This is a genomic window from Hamadaea sp. NPDC050747, assembly GCF_040654195.1.
Taxonomy (GTDB): domain Bacteria; phylum Actinomycetota; class Actinomycetes; order Mycobacteriales; family Micromonosporaceae; genus Hamadaea.
This window is the reverse complement of record NZ_JBFAHM010000006.1, coordinates 213,875-231,832: the sequence shown is the minus strand read 5'-3', so window position 1 is coordinate 231,832 and position 17,958 is coordinate 213,875. Positions and strand designations below refer to the sequence as shown.

17 protein-coding genes are annotated in these 17,958 nt (G+C 70.9%); 11 read left to right on the top strand and 6 right to left on the bottom strand.

Translation table 11 applies throughout. From position 1 onward, the window contains the following. Window positions 1-187: 187 nt before the first annotated feature. Window positions 188-1,954, top strand: a complete 1,767-nt coding sequence (locus tag AB0H43_RS15920; RefSeq protein WP_360000076.1) for a carbohydrate-binding protein — start codon at window positions 188-190, stop codon at window positions 1,952-1,954. On the opposite strand, the gene AB0H43_RS15915 is transcribed toward AB0H43_RS15920, so the two are convergent. Continuing rightward, complete coding sequence (locus AB0H43_RS15915) at window positions 1,951-3,222, bottom strand: CoA transferase (protein WP_360000075.1); 1,272 nt, start codon at window positions 3,220-3,222, stop codon at window positions 1,951-1,953. The genes AB0H43_RS15920 and AB0H43_RS15915 overlap by 4 nt on opposite strands. A 22-nt stretch (window positions 3,223-3,244) precedes the next feature. Then, window positions 3,245-3,496, bottom strand: coding sequence for a hypothetical protein (locus tag AB0H43_RS15910; RefSeq protein ID WP_360000360.1), 252 nt, complete (start codon window positions 3,494-3,496; stop codon window positions 3,245-3,247). Window positions 3,497-3,859: 363 nt separating this feature from the next. Here AB0H43_RS15910 and AB0H43_RS15905 point away from each other — a divergent pair, with 363 nt between their 5' ends. After that, complete coding sequence (locus tag AB0H43_RS15905; protein ID WP_360000074.1) at window positions 3,860-5,032, top strand: winged helix DNA-binding domain-containing protein; 1,173 nt, start codon at window positions 3,860-3,862, stop codon at window positions 5,030-5,032. A gap of 34 nt (window positions 5,033-5,066) precedes the next feature. Next, the gene (locus AB0H43_RS15900) at window positions 5,067-5,816 is read left to right on the top strand and encodes an alpha/beta hydrolase (RefSeq protein WP_360000073.1); all 750 of its coding nucleotides are present in this window, start codon (window positions 5,067-5,069) and stop codon (window positions 5,814-5,816) included. Here the strand turns inward: AB0H43_RS15900 and AB0H43_RS15895 are convergent. Further along, on the bottom strand, window positions 5,749-7,158 hold the full coding sequence (locus AB0H43_RS15895; protein ID WP_360000072.1) for an aldehyde dehydrogenase family protein: 1,410 nt from the start codon (window positions 7,156-7,158) through the stop codon (window positions 5,749-5,751). The two genes, AB0H43_RS15900 and AB0H43_RS15895, sit on opposite strands and share 68 nt — an antisense overlap. 182 nt (window positions 7,159-7,340) lie before the next feature. Between AB0H43_RS15895 and AB0H43_RS15890 the strand changes: the two genes are divergently transcribed. The 3 genes from AB0H43_RS15890 (at window position 7,341) to AB0H43_RS15880 (ending at window position 9,686) form a co-directional block, all read left to right on the top strand. Beyond that, window positions 7,341-8,279: a hypothetical protein gene (locus AB0H43_RS15890; protein ID WP_360000071.1), complete on the top strand. Its 939-nt coding sequence runs from the start codon at window positions 7,341-7,343 to the stop codon at window positions 8,277-8,279. A gap of 81 nt (window positions 8,280-8,360) precedes the next feature. Then, window positions 8,361-8,840, top strand: coding sequence for a hypothetical protein (locus tag AB0H43_RS15885; RefSeq protein ID WP_360000070.1), 480 nt, complete (start codon window positions 8,361-8,363; stop codon window positions 8,838-8,840). 27 nt (window positions 8,841-8,867) lie between these two features. Beyond that, window positions 8,868-9,686 (top strand): hypothetical protein, encoded by an 819-nt coding sequence (locus AB0H43_RS15880; RefSeq protein ID WP_360000359.1) that lies wholly within the window; start codon window positions 8,868-8,870, stop codon window positions 9,684-9,686. Window positions 9,687-9,708: 22 nt separating this feature from the next. On the opposite strand, the gene AB0H43_RS15875 is transcribed toward AB0H43_RS15880, so the two are convergent. Then, window positions 9,709-10,611 (bottom strand): NADP-dependent oxidoreductase, encoded by a 903-nt coding sequence (locus tag AB0H43_RS15875; RefSeq protein WP_360000069.1) that lies wholly within the window; start codon window positions 10,609-10,611, stop codon window positions 9,709-9,711. Between the two features lie 95 nt (window positions 10,612-10,706). On the opposite strand from AB0H43_RS15875, the gene AB0H43_RS15870 reads away from it, so the two are divergent. From AB0H43_RS15870 to AB0H43_RS15855, 4 genes are all read left to right on the top strand, one after another. Then, window positions 10,707-11,003 carry a hypothetical protein gene (locus AB0H43_RS15870; protein WP_360000068.1) on the top strand — a complete coding sequence of 99 codons (297 nt, stop codon included), beginning with the start codon at window positions 10,707-10,709 and terminating at the stop codon, window positions 11,001-11,003. Between the two features lie 110 nt (window positions 11,004-11,113). Next, window positions 11,114-13,447: an HAD-IC family P-type ATPase gene (locus AB0H43_RS15865; RefSeq protein WP_360000067.1), complete on the top strand. Its 2,334-nt coding sequence runs from the start codon at window positions 11,114-11,116 to the stop codon at window positions 13,445-13,447. Between the two features lie 79 nt (window positions 13,448-13,526). Next, window positions 13,527-14,597, top strand: a complete 1,071-nt coding sequence (locus AB0H43_RS15860; protein WP_360000066.1) for a LacI family DNA-binding transcriptional regulator — start codon at window positions 13,527-13,529, stop codon at window positions 14,595-14,597. A 2-nt stretch (window positions 14,598-14,599) separates the two neighbouring features. Continuing rightward, on the top strand, window positions 14,600-14,815 hold the full coding sequence (locus AB0H43_RS15855; protein ID WP_360000065.1) for a hypothetical protein: 216 nt from the start codon (window positions 14,600-14,602) through the stop codon (window positions 14,813-14,815). 144 nt (window positions 14,816-14,959) lie between these two features. Here the strand turns inward: AB0H43_RS15855 and AB0H43_RS15850 are convergent, their stop codons facing one another. After that, window positions 14,960-16,351 (bottom strand): alkaline phosphatase PhoX, encoded by a 1,392-nt coding sequence (locus AB0H43_RS15850; RefSeq protein ID WP_360000064.1) that lies wholly within the window; start codon window positions 16,349-16,351, stop codon window positions 14,960-14,962. Between the two features lie 139 nt (window positions 16,352-16,490). On the opposite strand from AB0H43_RS15850, the gene AB0H43_RS15845 reads away from it, so the two are divergent. After that, a complete protein-coding gene (locus tag AB0H43_RS15845) occupies window positions 16,491-16,904 on the top strand; it encodes a protease inhibitor I42 family protein (RefSeq protein ID WP_360000063.1) in 414 nt (137 codons plus the stop codon). Here AB0H43_RS15845 and trpS read toward each other — a convergent pair. Then, entirely contained in the window at window positions 16,888-17,934 is a 1,047-nt protein-coding gene (gene trpS, locus AB0H43_RS15840; RefSeq protein WP_360000062.1) for a tryptophan--tRNA ligase, read from the bottom strand. The two genes, AB0H43_RS15845 and trpS, sit on opposite strands and share 17 nt — an antisense overlap. Window positions 17,935-17,958: the final 24 nt, after the last annotated feature.

The window sequence follows — 17,958 nt, the reverse complement described above, 5'->3', positions numbered from 1 at the left end:
GTATGTAGACAGATGTTGCTCAGGCGTCCGTGGTTCACGTGAAGATATCCACGGTGTTAAGGGCGCGTCAACGATTCATCCCTCTATTCCGGTCTTTCGACCACCACCTCTTCCCGATATCGACGGACTGCTCTATCGTGATGCGACGGTTAGTCAGATTACCTAACAGAAAGCAGAAGGGAAGCGCATGAAGAGACACGCCCTCGGGCGGGCGGCCGTCCTCGCCTCCGCGCTGCTGGTCACCGCGATCTGGGCGCCGGACGCGACAGCCGCCCCGACCCGGTACGAGGCGGAAAACGGCGTCTGCGACGGCACGATCGACGCCAACTGGGCCGGGTTCTCCGGAACCGGGTTCTGCAACACCACGAACGCCGTCGGTGGCTCGGTGACCTGGACCGTCACCGCGGCCACGGCGGGCACTGCCACTCTCGGAATCCGGTACGCCAACGGCACGACCACCGACCGCCCGGCGAACGTCGTCGTCAACGGCGTGACGGCGGGGTCCACCGTGTCCTTCCCGGGGACCGGGGCATGGACGACGTGGGTCACCAAGACGGTGACCGTGCCCGTCGTCGCCGGGTCGAACACGATCCAGCTGGCGGCGACCACCGCCAACGGCGACGCGAACATCGACTACCTGGACTTCGAGGCCGCCGCCACCCCGGTCAGCGACGTCTACCAGGCCGAGGACTGCACGATCTCCCAAGGCGTCGTGGAGGCGAACCACACCGGGTTCACCGGCACCGGGTTCGTGAACTACGACAACGCGACCGGATCCTTCGTGGAGTGCTCGGTGACGGTGGCCAACGCGGGGGCGTACACGCTGACCTTCCGGGCGTCCAACGGCACCACGGCCTCGCGGCCGCTGTCGGTGGTGGTCAACGGAGCGAACGTCAACAGCTCGCTGGCCTTCGCGTCCACGGCGAACTGGGACACCTGGGCCGACGTCCCGCAAGCCGTGACCCTGAACGCCGGGGCCAACACCGTACGCGCGACCGCGACGACGATCAACGGCGGCCCCAACCTGGACAAGATCACCGTCTCCAGTGGAGGGACGACGCCTCCGGCGAACCCGATGGCCGCCGCGCCGTACGAGTATCTCGGTTGGGGCAGCCCGCAGGACCCGGTCACGGTCATGAACACCACCGGGATCAAGTGGTTCACCCTCGCGTTCATCCTCTCCGACGGCACCTGCAACCCGGCCTGGGACGGCAGCCGCCCGCTGACCGGCGGCAACGACCAGACCCAGATCAACCGCATCCGGGCCAACGGCGGCGACGTCATGGTGTCCATCGGCGGCTGGTCCGGCAACAAGCTCGGCGAGAAGTGCACGAGCGCCTCGTCGCTGGCCGGGGCGTACCAGAAGGTGATCAACGCGTACGGGCTGAAGGCGATCGACATCGACATCGAGGCCACGGAGTGGTCGAGTGCCACCGTCCGGCAGCGGGTCGTCGACGCCCTGAAGATCGTCAAGACCAACAATCCGGGCGTCAAGACGATCATCACCTTCGGCACCACGCCGACCGGCCCCGACAGCACCGGCCTCGACATGATCGCGCGGGGTGCGAACTCCGGGCTCGCCAACGACGTGTGGGCGATCATGCCCTTCGACTACGGCGGCTTCTCCGGCGACATGGGCGACGCCACCATCGCCGCCACCGACGGGCTCAAGAACGCGGTCAAGAACGCGTACGGGTATTCGGACGCGGTCGCGTACTCGCACGTCGGGTTCTCATCGATGAACGGCAAGACCGACGAGGCCGGCGAGACCGTCACGGTCGCGGACTTCCAGCAGATGCTCACCTACGCCAAGAGCAGGCATCTCGGGCGCTTCGCGTACTGGTCGATCAATAGGGACCGCGCTTGCGGCTCGGGCACCGACGCCGACGCCTGCAGCGGGATCTCCCAACAGCCCTACGACTTCACGAAGATCGTCGCGCAGTATCAGGGCTAGCGCACCTCGGGCCACGAGCCGGAACCGAAGGCGGGCTGGGCCACGGTCAGGTCACCCACCGTGGTCAGCGTCGGTTCCGGCTCGCGGCCCGCCAGCTGTTCGCGCGGCGGAAGTTCCAAGAGCCATTTACCGGTACGCGCAAGGCAGAGCTCGGCGACGTGACCAGCGCCAGTGGCGACCTGTTCGGCCAACGCGCGCAGCACGGCCGCTGCGAGGAGGTAGCCGGTGCCATGATCGAGCGCCTGTGCCGGCAGTACGCCGGGTCTGTCCACCGTGCCCTCGATGAGCGCGATGCCGGTGGCCGCCTGCACCAGGCTGTCGAAGCCACGTCGGCCGGACCAGGGTCCTTCGGCGCCCCAGGCCGACAGCCGTGCGACGACCAGGCCGGGCCGCCGGTCGAGCAGGGCGGCGGGGGACAGGCCGAACCGGTCCAGCGCGCCCGGCCGGTAGCCGGTCACCACCACGTCGGTGTCTGCCAGCAGCTCCTCGAAGGCGGCGTGATCCGTAGGACGAGCCAGGTCGAGCTGTATGGAACGTTTGCCGATTCCGGTGTCCAGCCACTGTCCTTCCAGCTCCGGCAGCTGGGGCGGATCGATCCGGAGGACGTCGGCGCCCAGGAAGGCGAGCGTACGCGTGGCGACCGGGCCGGCGATCACCCGCGTCAGGTCCAGCACTCGGTATCCGGCGGCCGGCCGATCACCGGTGAGCGCGGGACGCTGCTTTCGGCGTATCCCTGGGTCGGCGTGCCACCCGATCAGCGGCAAGCGGGCGACGGCCTGACCGGGCGCGGACGCCGCCCAGTCTTCGGCGGTACGCACGGCGACCGCCAAGCCGCCCGCGGCCAGCACCTGCTCCTCCACCTCGCGCGCGGGCCGTTCGGCGACGGCCGCCGCGATGTCGGAGCCGAGGACGTGGTGGAGTCGTTCGCGATGATGCGGGTAGTTCGCGTGAGTACGCACCCAGCCGTCGGCGGCCCGGAAGAACGCCGACTCGGGCGCGAACGTCCCGAAGGACTGCCCGGCGCGGCGCAGGTGCCGTTCGCTGGTGAACGCGGTCGCCACCCGGGCGGCGTCGATGTTCGCCTCGGGTGCGCGGGTTCCACGGGCACGCATCAGCTCCGCGGCCGCGCAGGCGCACGCGGCCACCGTCGCCAACGCGAGGTCGGCGACGGGCAGCGCGGCGGCCAGCACCGGCTGATCGCCGACGGTGTACACGGGCGCGGACCCGCCGCCGAGCGCCGCCCAAGCCTGTTCGAACGCTGTGCGCACGCGTTCGAGGGTATGCGCCCGATCAGCCTGGACCGGTGCGGCCCTCCGGCGACGGACGCAACCGCCGGCCCTCGACCGAATTCGGATCGGGATCGCCCTTCTCGTGATCCTGCAACGCCCAGGGCTGCTCGCCGAACTCCTCCTCGGCCCCGGCGTCCTCGCCGGTCACGTCGTCGGCCTGACCGTCCGAAGAGTATGTCGCCAAAGCCCGGTCCAGCTCGGAGAGCGGCAACGACTCCGGATCCCGCCACAGGTCGGCGTCCTCCTCCGGCAACGCCTTGAGCAGGCCCTCCCGGGTGTACTCGCCCTCCGGCACCAGGTCGAGCCGGGCCAGCAGCCCGGACGGCGCCTTCTCCCGTTCGGCCTCGGAACGCAGCTCGGTCGTGCTCTTCTTGCCGCCGTCGCGGTACGCGCTGTCGAGCAGGCGGTCGAGCGCGGCGGACCTCTCTTCCTTCGCCATACCCTCTGCATACCCTTTTCCGCCGCTTTCGCCCCCGCCTTTCCGCGCGATCATGAGCTAACGGGCGTGATCGACCGGTGTGTCGTGGCTGAAACTCCATGATCAATGCCCGGGCGACGTGATCAACGCGTGGCGTGCATCGGGGGCGGTGTCGGTGGGGTCTGGTATCAACGGGGCATGCGGACGATCACCGTCGCCGAGCGGCGAGCACGACTGGCCCGGCGGCATCGGCTCAGCACCCCGGCGGCGTCGATCGACGAAGCGGTGCGGGCGGTGGGCGTACTGCACGCCACCGATCCGGCGACGGTGTATCTGTCGGTCTTCGCGCGCTGGCCCGGCGTCACCGTGGACGCCCTCGACCAAGTGTTGTACGCCGATCGCACGCTCCTGCGCCTGCACGGCATGCGGCGTACGCTGTTCGTCGCCCCGCTCGACCTCGTCCCGGCGATCCAGCGGTCCTGCGGAGTCGCCGTGGCGGCGCAGTCCCGCAAGACGTACGTCAAGCTGTTGACCGAGGCGGGCGTGGGGGACGCGACGTGGCTCGCGGAGCTGGAAGAGGCCGCGTTGGCGGCGCTGGCCGCACGCGGCGAGGCGACGGCGGCGCAGCTGTCCGTCGACGAGCCGAGACTGCGTACGCAGATCACCATCGCGCCCGGCAAGCCGTACGCGAGTACGCAGACGATCACCGCCTGGATTCTGTTCCTGCTCGCCGCCGAGGGCCGGATCGCCCGGGGCCGTCCCGCCGGGGGCACGTGGACGAACACGCAGTGGACCTGGTCACCCATGGAGAAGTGGGTGCCGGGCGGCGTACCGGAGGTGGGGGAGGACGAGGCCCGGGCGGAGCTGGCCCGGCGGTGGCTGGCCGCGTTCGGCCCGGCGCCCGCGTCCGACCTGAAATGGTGGGCCGGCTGGACGCTCACCCAGGCGCGCAAGGCGCTGGCCGCGATCGGCGCGGTCGAGGTGGACCTCGACGGCCAGCCCGGTTTCCTCCTCCCGGAGGACGCCGATCCGGTGCCGGAGCCGGAGCCGTGGGTCGCGCTGCTGCCCGCGCTCGACCCGACGCCGATGGGCTGGTCGACGCGGGAGTGGTACCTCGGCGAGCACTCCGGTGCGGTGTTCGACCGCACGGGCAACGTGGGGCCGACAGTGTGGAGCGACGGGCGGATCGTCGGCGGCTGGGCGCAGCGCCCGGACGGCGAGATCGTGTTCCGGCTCCTCGAAGACGTCGGCGCGGCCAAGATCGCCGCGGTCGAGGAGGCCGTCGGCCGGTGGCAGGGCTGGCTCGGCGCGCTGCGGGTCGCACCGCGGGGGCGTCGCCACAGCGACCTCGAACGCAGCCTCCTCGCATGATCATTGCGTCACCCATGCTGTTTCGCCGAGCGAAATGTCCGACGAAACAGCATGCCTGACGCGACGATCACGGAACAATCGGGGACAGGAGCTGTCCGCAATCAGGGCTAGCGTGGTCCGTATGACGACATTCGTACTGGTCCCCGGCATGTGGCTCGGCGCGTCGGCCTGGCGGGACGTGGTGAGCCCGCTGACCGCGCTCGGGCATTCGGCGTACCCCTTGGATCTGAGCCTGGAGCCGGGCACGGACCTTGACGCGCACGTGGCCGAGGTGGTCGCGGTGCTGGAGAAGGACGATCTGCGGGACGTGGTGCTGGTCGGCCACAGTTACGGCGGCATGGTGGTGTCGACGGCGGCCGGGCAGGTCGCCGACCGCGTGGCGCGAGTGGTCTATCTGGACAGTGGGCCGCTGCCGGACGGGATGTCGCAGTTCGACACGACCTCGCCGGAGGAGCAGGAGCAGACCCGGGCCTCGGTGGTCGACGGCCTGGTGCCGGTCCCGGAGCATCTCCGAGCCGAGGGCCGGCCGCACCCGTTCGCCTCGGTGACCCAGGGCGTTCACTACACGCCCGAGTACGCGACCCTGCCGCAGACTCTGATCACCTGCTCGTTCCCGGCCGACCAGGTACGCGGCATGATCGCGGCGGGGCATCCGTTCTTCGCGAAGCTCGAGGGAGCCGACGTGGTGGACCTGCCCGGCGACCACTGGCCGATGTTCAGCCGGCCTGGGGAGCTGGCTGAGGTACTGGCGGCGCTTCCCAGTGGACGACCTTCGTCGCGGTGAACTCGTCGAGCAGCTCCGGGCCGTAGCCGTAGCCGTCCCCGCTGGCGCCACGGGGATGGGCGGCTCCGGCCGGAGCCCCGCCGAAGACCGAGTTCACCTTGACCGTGCCGACCGGTAGTTCGCGCCACGCTTCCTGAGCATGTCGTAGCGACCCCGTCAGCACCGTCGCGGCCAGCCCGTACGCCCCGTCCGCCGCCCGGGTCAGGCCTTCGGAGAAGGACGACACGACGCTCACCGGGGCGACCGGGCCGAAGGTCTCCTCCCGCATCAGCCGCATCTGCTCCGTGCATCCGGCCAGCACCGTCGCCGGGTAGAACGCGCCCGGTCCCGCCGGGATCTCCCCGCCACATTGGACGGCCGCGCCTGCGGCGATCGCCTCCGCGACCTGGCTGTGCACCTCGTCGCGGAGCCGGCGGTCCACGAGGGGCGCCAGGTCCAGCGCCTCGGCCCGTTTGACCAGCTCGGCCAGGAAAGACGCCGCGATCCGTTCGTGGACGTAGATCCGTTCCACGGCCACACAGATCTGGCCAGAGTTCGCGAAGGCGCCGATCGCCGCCTGCTCGGCCGCCCACGCCGGGTCGACGTCCTCGTCGACGAGCAGTGGATCGTTGCCGCCGTTCTCCCGGACGACCTTCGTCGTCGTGGCCCGGCGGATGCCGAGCCCGGTGGCGGTCGAGCCGACGTGCGCGATCACGTCCAGCGGTTCGCGTACCAGCCGGTCACCCACCTCGGCCCCGCCGTTCACGAGCGTCAGCACACCCTCCGGGAGTTCTTCCGCGATGAGCTGGTGCAGCAGCCAGCCGGTGGCCGGCGTACGCTCGCTCGGCTTGTAGACCACGGTGTTGCCGGTGACCAACGCCGCCCCGATCAGTCCACAAGAGACGGCCACCGGATCGTTCCACGGCGTGATCACAGCCGCCACGCCGCGCGGCTCGGGCACCATCAGGTCGGTCGCGCTCCAGGCCCCGGCCAGGCTCCGGCCGCGATGCGCCGGGCCGAGCTGCGCGTACTGGCGCAGGGTCGCGATGCCGGCGGCGACCCCGGCCCGCGCCTCGTCCAGGGGGCGGCCCATCTCGCGCTTGGTCAACCAGGCCAATTCCTCTTGGTACGCCGAAAGCCCGTCCGCGGCCCGGTCGACCGCCGCGGCGCGGTCAGCCGGTGCGGTACGCGCCCAGTCCCGGCTCGCCGCTCTCGCCGTACGCACAGCGCCGGAGATCGCCTCGGCGGAGGCGACCGGGATGCGGACGACGGGGGAGTCGTCGGCCGGGTCGGTCTTGTCGATCCATTCCTCGGCGCGTACGCCGGAGCACTCCTCGGCCAGCAGCCGTTCGATGTCGCGCATGCCGACGCAGGTGCCCGTGTCCTCTGCGGCTAAACCGGCGAGCCTGACTGAGCTGCGGTGATGCTTTCTTGGGACACGTGTTCGGGTAACGCTCGGAGTTTTTGTCGTACCTCACCGTTATCGTCGCCCGTGACAGGTGCTTCACCCCTAACCGCTGCCTGAGACAGCAGGGAGTTCCGGTCATGGCGATGGAGATGCCGCCCTGGTGCGGCCGATGCGATCAGCAGACGCGCAGGTTCGACCTGGGCGACAGCGAACGCCGCTGCCCCGAGTGCCACCCCTACTGGGCGTTCGGCCACTCCTCGATCGATCCCGCTCGCGTACCGGTCGGGCGGGCCGCCCAGGAGCAGGCCGTCCGCTGGCTGCTCTACGAACTGGTGAGCCTGCGCGAACTGCAGCCGCCTGAGCTGCGCCGCCGGATCAGCCGGTTCTTCGAGGCCGGGTGGACCCCGTTGGACGTCGTTCACGCCCTCGACCACGACCCCGACGGCAGTTCGGCGCGGGGAGTGCCGCTGGCGGGCGACACGCCCGCTCGCGTCGAGCGTACGGTGCTCAATCTGCTGGCCGCGTGGTGCGACGCCGACGGGCGGCCGTTGCCGTCCATCTCGCAACAGGCCGCGCGACGCCGTGACCGGATGCACGAGCGGCAGCGGGCGGCGCATCTCGCCTGGGCGGAGATCGCGGCGCGTCCGATCAACCCCGACGCCGCCGTCGTGTCCGGGGCACGTGGCATCGCCGCCGAGGCCCGTCGCCGGGCGGAGCACCTGCGGTTGGAAGGCCGTCGCCGGGAGCGGGCGGCGTTGGCGGCGCAGGCCACGGCTCTGCGGGCCCGTCAGGATCGGATCACCGACAGCGCTCAGCGCCTCGCCGCATATGCGCTCCAGACGGGTGTGAGCGCGGGCGAGTTCGAGGATCTCGCCGCGACTCGGCACGAGTGCTCGGCCGAACTCGACGACACGGCCTACGAGCTGCACGTGGTCTCGTCCGGGTGCGACGCCGACGTCACCCCTTCGGTCGCCGACTTCGGTTCGGCCGGACGTCGTGGCGCATCTACTTCGATGAGACGATCTGTGGGCGCATCGGCGGCCCGCCGCGGCGGCACTCAGCGACGCGCTGCCTGAGTGGACTCTTTCCAGTAGCGTGTCGGCGTTCGGGGCCGGGACCCCTCTTCGTGCCGGCCCCCAAGGGGAGGAGACAAGGACATGTCCGAAACAGAGGCCAGCGGCGGCGCGAAGGTGTTCCGGGGGTTGCTCTTCGCCGTCGTCATCGTCGGAGTGATCGTGCTCCTGGCGGTCTTCTGGCGGCAGGTGCTCAACAGCGGCAAGTCACTCGGCGAGGTGATCGCCGACGGCTTCCCGTCGCAGGGCGGCCAGCGGGTCGCCGTCGTGGTCTTCCTGATCCTGGCGATCCTGCTCGGCATCGGTTTCTCGCACGCCGGTCACTACACGGCTTACGGGCTCGCCGTCGGCCTCGGCCCGCTGCTGTGGTTCCTGTTCTGGGAGGGTTTCCCGCCCCTCGGCCTCACCACGAGCTGGGCGGAGAGCGCCGGGTTGCCGCACCTCGACCCGTGGACCGTCATCCTCTGGGCGATCGTCGCCGACGTGGTGATCACCCTGGTGTTCGTGCCGCTGGAGTGGCGGGAGAAGTACCTGCGGCGTAAGCACGCGCTGGACGCCGACTAGGGTCAGCCCATGCATCTCGCGCGTCGCATGTGGACACTGTTCGAACCGCTCCACGCGGTGACCTACTTCGCGCCCGAGGCGCGCGAGCAGTTCGAGGCGGCCGGCCTCCGGGGTTTCTGGCGAGGCTACTTCGCGGGGCGGGCCGCCGTGCTGGGGCCGGTCGGTCCCGCTCCGGTGATAGCCGCGTTCTTCGGGTTCGCCCCGGCGACGGTGGCCCGCGCTCTGCCTGACGTGTGGAGCCGGGCCACCCCCGCCGCCGCCCTGGAGGCGCGGCAGTCCGGAGCGGTCGCGGCCCTTCGACGGCTGCTCACCGAAGTCGGCGAGGACCACGTCGCCGAGGCGGCCGACCTGCTCAGCCGGGCTGCCCTGGCGGCCGACACGGCCGGGCGTGTCCTGGGCGCGGCCAATCTCGCGCAGCCGATGCCGGCGGATCCGTACGCCCGGCTGTGGCAGGCCGCGACGATCCTGCGCGAGCATCGCGGTGACGGGCACGTGGCCGCCCTGGTGACGGCCGGGCTCGACGGCTGCGAGGCGTTGGCCTGGCGATCCGGGCTCGACCTGTCCCGCCAGACGCTCCAACCGGCCCGGGGCTGGACCGATGAGGAGTGGGCGGCGGCGGTCGGCCGCCTCCACCAGCGGGGCTGGCTGACCTCGGCGGGGACGGCCACGACGAGCGCGGTCGAGGCGCACCGGCGGATCGAGCGGATCACCGATGAGGCCGCGATGCGGCCGTGGCACGCGCTCGGCTCGACCGACCGGCTGGTCGACCTGCTCACGCCGCTGGCCCGAGCCGCCGCGCGTGCCATACCGGAGATCAACCCGATCGGCCTGCCCGTCCGCTCCTGACCCGGCTTCTTGCCTGCGCTTCCTAGAGGGTGAGCACGACCTTGCCCCGGCCGTGACCCGACTCCACCGCGGCGTGCGCGGCGACCACGTCGGCCAACGGGTATGCGCGGACGGGGAGCACGATCTTGCCCGCCGCGGCCAACGCGACCACCTCGGCGAGCCGGTGCGGGGATCGTCCGGCGCGGACGACTCGGGTACCGAACTCGGCCGCGGCCGCGTCGTCGACGATGGTGCCGATCCGATCCCGGTCGGCGACCAGCTCGACGGAGGCGGCGACGGCACCCCGCCCGGCCGCGTCCAGCGCGACGTCGACGCCCTGAGGGGCGACCGCCCGGACACGATCCGCCAGCCCGTCCCCGTACGCCACGGGCACCGCGCCCAGCGAGCGCAGATAGTCGTGGTTGGCCGGGCTGGCGGTGCCGACGACGGTCGCTCCGGTCCTCCGGGCGAGCTGCACGGCGAGGGTGCCGACCGAACCGGCGGCGGCGTGGACGAGCAGGGTCTCCCCAGCGGCCACCTTCAGCTCCAGCAGCGCCCCCGACGCCGTCTGCGAGGCGGCGACCAGGGCCGCCGCGCTCGGGAAGTCGAGTTGCGGGGGCTTGCGGACGGCATTCTCGGCTGGGACGACGACGTAGTCGGCGACGGCGTCGAGCATGGTGGAGCCGAGGACCTCGTCGCCCACCGCCCAGTCGGTGACGCCTTCGCCGACCTGGTCGACGGTGCCGGCGTACTCCTGGCCGATCTGTTGCGGGAAGGCGATCTTCGCCCAGGTCATCGCCCCGGTACGCACGGCGACGTCGAACGGCTGCACGCCGGCGGCGTGCACGCGGACGCGTACCTGACCGGGTCCGGCCGACGGATCGGGCAGCTCGGCGAGGCGGAGGACGTCCGGCGGGCCGAACCGGTCGAAGACGACTGCTCTCATGCCGCCCAAGCCTGCCTGCTGAACCTTGGTTGAGGTCAACTCGGCGACTTCTTTGTGCGAGATTGGGCATAGGAACGGCAGAAGGGAGTACGCCAATGAGCAGCGACGCCATCGAGCCGATCGAGGAAGACCCCAACACCGCTGAGGCGGTCGACGACGAGGCGCCGGTCGCCGCGCTGGCCCCGTCCGGCCGGGGTACGCCCGACTCCACCACGCCGGTCTTCCGGGAGCCCGGGGAGGAGCCGGTTTACCGGACGGGCGCCGAACAGCAGTGGGATCCGGAGGATTACGCCGTCGCGAAGGGCTGGGACCCCACCCCGGAGAACGTCGAGCGCGCCCGCAAGGAGCTGGCGGAATGGGGACCGGCCGCCATCGAGAAGACGGTGCCGTGATCATGGGTTCCGGGAATTGACCAGGGAGCCACGGACACGACACACCGGTTGATCACGCCCGTTAGTTCGTGATCACGCCGCAGGGGGTGGAGGTCGGCCACACTGAGGGCGTGAGCGGACAGAGCAGCCGAACGGTCGGCCAGATCCTCCGGGCGAACGTCCTGACCCGGTTCAACGCCCTCATCGGCGCGTTGTGCGCGCTCGTCCTGGTCTTCGGCTCGCCGATCGACGCGCTGTTCGGCCTCATCATCGTGGTGAACAGCGCGGTCGGCGTGATCCAGGAATTGCGCGCCAAGCGCACGCTCGACCGGTTGGCGCTCGTGGGACGGGCGCCGGTGCGCGTACGCCGGGATGGCAAGGAGGTCGAGGTCGCGCCGGAGCAGGTCGTGCTCGACGACGTCGTGCTCCTGGCGACGGGCGAGAAGGCGCCGGTGGACGGCGACGTCGTCGAGAGCGACAACCTCGAGATCGACGAGTCACTGCTCACCGGGGAGTCCGACCCGGTGGACAAGGCACCCGGCGATCGGGTGCTCTCCGGCAGCTTCGCGGTCGCCGGGTCGGGCGCGTTCCGGGCGACGAAGGTCGGCGACGACGCGTACGCGGCCAAGATCGCGGCCGACGCGGGCCGGTTCAGCCTCGCCCACTCGGAGCTGTACCAGGGCATCAACCGCTTCCTCGGGCTGCTGACCTGGGTGATCGTCCCGGTCGGCGCGTTGCTCGTGATCGCCCAGTTCACCCGGGGGTCGAGCGTCTCCGACGCCGTGATCGGCTCCGTGGCCGGAGTCGTCCCGATGATCCCCGAAGGCCTCGTGCTGATGACCAGCGTCGCGTTCGCCGTCGGGGTGATCCGGCTGGGTCGCCGCCGCTGCCTCGTCCAGGAACTGCCCGCCGTCGAGGTGCTGGCCCGCGTCGACACCCTCTGCCTCGACAAGACCGGCACGCTCACCGAGCCGGGCATGCGGCTCCGCGCCATCGAGCCCATGCCCGATCAGGACGAGGAGCGGCTGCGTGCCGTCCTGGCCGCACTGGTCCAGGCAGACGAACGGCCGAACGCCACGCTGCAGGCCGTCGGCGCGGCGGTGGGTCCCGCTCCGTCCTGGCCGGTACGCGAGAAGCAGGCCTTCTCGTCGGCCCGCAAGTATTCGGGGGCGGACTTCGACGGCCACGGCGCCTGGTTGCTCGGCGCTCCGGAGGTGCTCCTGCCCGATTCCGCCGAGGCGTCGTCATCCGAGGCGTCGTCATCCGAGGCATCGTCCGGGGCGGGGTCGTCAGGGGCGGGGTCGTCCGAGGTCAGCTCGTCCGAGGCGGCTTCGTCGGACGCACGGGACCGGGCGTCGGCGCTCGCCGCCGAGGGGCTGCGCGTACTGGCGCTGGTGTCCGCGCCGTCGCTGTCTACTTCGGATGGCCGGAGTCCCATGGCGCTGATCGTGCTGGAACAAAAGCTCCGCGAGGCCGCCCCGGCGACCCTGAAGTACTTCGGTGAGCAGGACGTCACCGTGAAGGTCATCTCCGGGGACAACGCGGCAGCCGTCGGCGCGATCGCCGGGCAGGTGGGCGTACCTGGGTCGCGGGACCCCTGCGATGCCCGGACGCTGCCGGACGGCGGGGACGACCTGGCCGACGCGGTCGAACGGCACGCGGTCTTCGGGCGGGTCACGCCGCACCAGAAGCGCGAGTTCGTGCGTACGCTGCACAGCCGGGGCCACGTCGTCGCGATGACCGGCGACGGTGTGAACGACGCGCTCGCCCTCAAAGAGGCCGACCTCGGGATCGGGATGGGCTCCGGCAGCGGCGCGACCCGGGCGGTCGCCAAGGTGGTGCTGCTCGACGACGACTTCTCCGTGCTGCCTTCGGTGCTCGCCGAGGGCCGGCGGGTGCTGGCCAACATCGAGCGCGTGGCCAACCTGTTCCTGACGAAGACGGCGTACTCGATCCTGCTGGCGCTGGCGGTCGGGGTGGCTCAGCTGCCGTTCCCGTTCCTGCCCCGGCACGTCACCCTCGTCGCGTCGCTCACCATCGGCATTCCCGGCTTCTTCCTGGCCCTGGCGCCGTCGAACGAACGAGCGCGGCCCGGCTTCGTGCCCCGCGTACTCCGGTTCGCGATCCCGGCCGGGATCGCTTGCGCGGCGGCCACCTTCGTCGCGTACGCCCTCGCCCGGGCGGTCGGCGGCACGTCGCTCGCGGCCGACCGGTCGACGGCGACGCTGACCTTGTTCCTCGTCGCGTGGTGGGTGCTGCTGCTCGTCGCCCGGCCGCTGAACGGCTGGAAGATCGGGCTCCTGGCCGGGTCGGCCGGTGCGTTTGCCCTGGTGGCGCTGGTGCCGCCGTTGGCTCGGATCGCCGCCTTGAGCGTGACCGACCCGGGCAACGACGCGATCGGCGTCCTGTGCGCGACGGCGGCCGCGACCGCATTGACCTGGGTGGTTGCCAAGCTCCGGCGGTGAGCGTACTGTATCGATTCAGAAGCACTGGATCGATACAGAAGATGTGCGAGAACATCGCCAGAGGGAAGGGCGGTCGGCCGTGACACCGGTGAAGCCGACGTTGCAGACGATCGCCGACGAGCTCGGGGTCTCCCGCAGCACGGTGTCGAATGCGTACAGCCGACCGGATCAGCTGTCCCCGCACCTGCGGGACAAGATCCTGGCGACCGCCCGCCGCCTCGGTTACACCGGCCCGCACCCGGGCGCGCGCTCGTTGCGTACCGGGACGGTGGGTGCGATCGGCGTGCTGTTCACCGACGACCTGCGGTTCGCCTTCACCGACCCGTTCGCCGTGCAGTTCCTGGCCGGATTGGCCGCTGCGGCCCAACGCCACGACACCGGGCTGCTGCTGCTCCCGTTGTCGGCGAGCAATGAGGAGACCGCCGCGTCGATGGTGCAGAGCGCGGTCGTGGACGGCTTCTGCTCCTACTGCATCCCCGACTGGCATGCCGCCTGGGCGGCGGCCGAAGCACGCGACCTGCCCATCGTCACCGGCGAGCACCGGGACGAGGGCCGGCTGTTCGTCGGCATCGACGAGGCCGCCGCGACCCGGGCGGCCGGCGAGCACTTGATCCGCCTCGGCCACCGCAACATCGCCGTCGTCAGCGACTGGTTGATCCCCGAACGGGAGAATCATCCGGTTTCCTTGACCGATCCAGATGCCGTGCCGTACTACGTCAGCCGCGAACGCCTCCGGGGCTACGCCGAAGCGTTCGGCCAGGCCGGAGTGCCCTTCGACGACGTCATCACCGTCAACGCGGCCGGCAACGCCCGCGCCGACGGGGCCGCTGCGGCGGCGTACGCCCTGGATCGCGAAGAGCGGCCCACGGCGATCGTGGCGCTGACCGACCTGCTGGCGCTCGGCGTGCTCGACGCCTTGACCCAGCGTGGCCTGGCGCCGGGCCGGGACGTCTCGGTGATCGGCTTCGACGACATCCCCGATTCCGCCACGGCGGGTCTCACGACCGTGCGCCAACCCGCCGCCGACCGCGGCCGGATCGCGGGCGAGCTGCTGCTCGACCCGGACAGCCGGCCGCCGACCGGGCAGGTCGTCCTGCCCACCGAACTGATCGTCCGGGCCTCGACCGGCCCGGTCTCGTCCAGGAGGTAGTGATGCAGTTCCCCGCTGCGTTCGTGCTCGCCCGCCAGCAGACCGAAGAACACCTTGCCTCAGCCAGGCCCGACGCGCCCGTCGTCCCCGATCGTCCACAGCGGACTCCATCTGCCCGGCGACCCCGATTCGGCGGGCTCCGGCAGGCGGCCGCGAACGGGCTCCGCGGCCTCGCGACCCGCGTGGAACCGCGCCGGGACTGCCAGGCCGCCCTCTGACCGCGCGCGCTCATCGCGAGCCGCTCTCTAGCCGCGCGCTCATCGCGCCCCCCGCTCTCTAGCGTGATCATTGCGTCAGCCATGCTGTTTCGCGGAGCATTTTGTCCGTTCAAACAGCATGGCTGACGCAATGATCAGGAAACGTCAGCGGCGCTGCCGGCCCCACGGGCCGGTGATGGCGAAGACGATCCCGGGCGACTGGATGTTGGCGTAGAGGATCCGGCCGTCCGGGCTGAACGTCGGCCCGGTGAACTCGCTGTCGTTGAGCTCGTTGCGGGCGAGCGCGAACGCCGTGCCGTGCTCGTCCACCCCGACGAGGTGAGACAGCCCTTCGCCGTCCTCGGCGAGGATGACCCCGCCGTAGGGGGAGACGGTGATGTTGTCCGGCCCGTCGAAGTTCCCCTCGGCACTCGGGTCGGGGTTCACGCCGAAGATCGTCTTGAGCGTGATCGTCTCGCTCTCGGGGTCGTAGAACCAGACCTGCCCGTCGTGTTCGTTGACGCTGCCGTCGTCGGCCCGGGCGTAGCTGGCGACGAAGTACGCGCCGCCGTCGCCCCACCAGGCGCCCTCGAGCTTGCGGCTGCGGGTCACCTCGTCGTCGGTGAACTGCTTGCGGACCGAGACCGTCCGGGCGTCCCGATCGGGCACGTCCACCCAGTCCACCTTGTACCGCGTACCGGGTTTGGTCGCCTCGGAGAGATCCTTGACGTGCGTGTCGCCGTGGCGGGCACGCATCGCCTGGAGACGGCCGGCGGTCGCACCGCCGTCGCTGAGTGCAAGCTCCCGCAAGGCTCCCTTGCGGCCCTGGAACCCGCGCGGCGGAGTCCAGCGGAAGTAGAGGCCGAGCGGGCCGGAGGCGTCCTCGGTCAGGTAGATCTCGTTGCTGCGCGGGTTCACCGCGACCGCCTCGTGCGAGTACCGGCCGAGGAACTTCAGCGGCACCGGATCGAAGTTCGCCTCCCGGTCGAACGGGTCGACCTCGAAGACGTAGCCGTGGTCCTGCAGGTAGACCCCGCCCTTGCGCTGCTCGGTCTCCTCGCAGGTCAGCCAGGTGTTCCACGGCGTACGCCCGCCGGCGCAGTTGTTGTGCGTCCCGGCGAGGGAGACGTATTCGCCGATGCGGTTGCCGTCCGGGTCGACGTCGATGGTGGTCGTGCCACCGCCTGCGCCGGGGTCGAAGGTGAGCCCGGCCAGCGCCGGTACGCGGAACGGCTCGCTGCCGCCGATCTCATGGTTGTTGACCAACGCGCCCGCGCCCCGGTGGCCCCGGAAGAACGCGGTGCCGTCGGCGTCGCTGGGCGTGACCTGGCCGGTCTCCAGGCGCGTCTGCCCGGCGTACGCGACGACGGTGTAGGCGAACCCGGCGGGCAGGGCGAGCAGGCCGGCTGGATCGGGGATGAGCGGGCCGTAGCCCGCGGCGGGTGCGTGCGCCGCGGCCGGGCCGGCGATGGCGGGGATGCTGCCGCTCAGGGCGATTCCGAGGCCGCCGGCGGCGGAGGCCCGCAGTACGCCGCGGCGGGAAACGGAGGAAGTCACCTCGATCACTTTTCCGTAGCCACTGGGCAGCGGGGATACCGACATTCCACCAGGACGTGAACAGCGCGTGAAACCGCCGGGTGCAGGCGGGCCCGGGAGACCACCGGGCGGCTGGCGTCGATGGGCCACAATCTGCGGCATGCGACCGCGTCAGCTGACCGCCCTGCCCGCCGCCGTCCTGGCGCTCGCCCTGTCCGGCTGCTCGTCCACCGAGCACGTCGGGGTGGACGTGGGATCGGTGACCCTCGAGAAGGGACAGACCCTGTCGATCGACATCGGCGCGGTCAACGCGTCGATCGGCGACTCGTGGTACGTCGTCGAGTCCGGCGACCGCGCAGTCGTCGCCGAACCCCGGCGCGAGTACGACTCGGACTGCCGGGGCGGCGAGGTCGGCTGCGGCGGGAAGCTGAGCTACGAGGTGAAGGCGGTCGGCGTGGGGGAGACCGAACTGGTCTTCCGCTACTGCTACCGGTCCGGCCTCGACGCCTGCGACCCCGGCCCGGGGCGTGGACCGGCCACGCCCCAGACCATCAAGGTCACCGTGACTTCGTAGCCGCCTGCGCTTTCCGGCGGATGGCCTGGAACGTCGAGGTCAGCCCCATCGCCTTGCGGGCGTCGAAGACGGTCTGCCGCACCACTTCCCGCGTACGCTCGGTGCCCTCGACGATCAGGCGGTCGACCAGACCCGGCTCGTCGGCGTACTTGGCGCGGCGCTCGCGCATCGGGTCGAGAAACCTGTTGAGCGCCGTGGCGAGCTTCTCCTTCACCTCGACGTCGCCGACCCGGCCGGTGCGGTAACGCTCCTTCAAGTCCTCGACCTGCGCCTTGTCGTCGTTGAAAGCATCGTGGTAGATGAAGACCGGGTTGCCGTCGACCTTGCCCGGGATGTCGGCGCGCACCCGATCCGGGTCGGTGTACATGCCCATGACCTTCCGGCGTACCGAGGTGGCGTCGTCGGAGAGCAGGACGGTGTTGCCGATGCTCTTGCTCATCTTCGCCTGCCCGTCCGTGCCGACCAGCGTCGGCACGTCGGCGTGGATCAGCTCCGGCACCGGGAACGTGTCGCCGTAAAGGTGGTTGAACCGTCGGGCGATCTCCCGGGTGACCTCGACGTGCGCGGCGTTGTCCTTGCCCACGGGGACGGCGTTCGCCTTCACACACAGGATGTCGGCCGCCTGCAGCACCGGGTAGCCGAGCAGGCCGTAGGGCATCTCCTCCTTGCCGGAGTCCCGGGCCATGTCCTTCAACGACGGGACCCGCTCCAGCCGGGGGACCGTCACGAGGTTCTGGAACAGCGTGTTCAGGTCGCCGACCTCGGGGATGGCCGACTGGAGGTAGAAGGTCGCGGTCTCCGGCTCGATCCCGGCCGCGAGCATGTCCAGCACCATGTCCCGCGCGTTGCCGGCCGATCGCTCGATGTCCGCGCGACTGTTCTTGGTGGTCAGCATGTGCAGGTCCGCGATGATGAAGAAGCTTTGGTACGCGTGCTGCAGGCGTACGCGGTTGGCGATGCTGCCGACGTAGTGACCGAGGTGCAGTTTGCCGGTGGGACGGTCGCCGGTGAGCATGACGTTCTCAGACATGGCAGGGAAGCCTTTCGAGGGCGC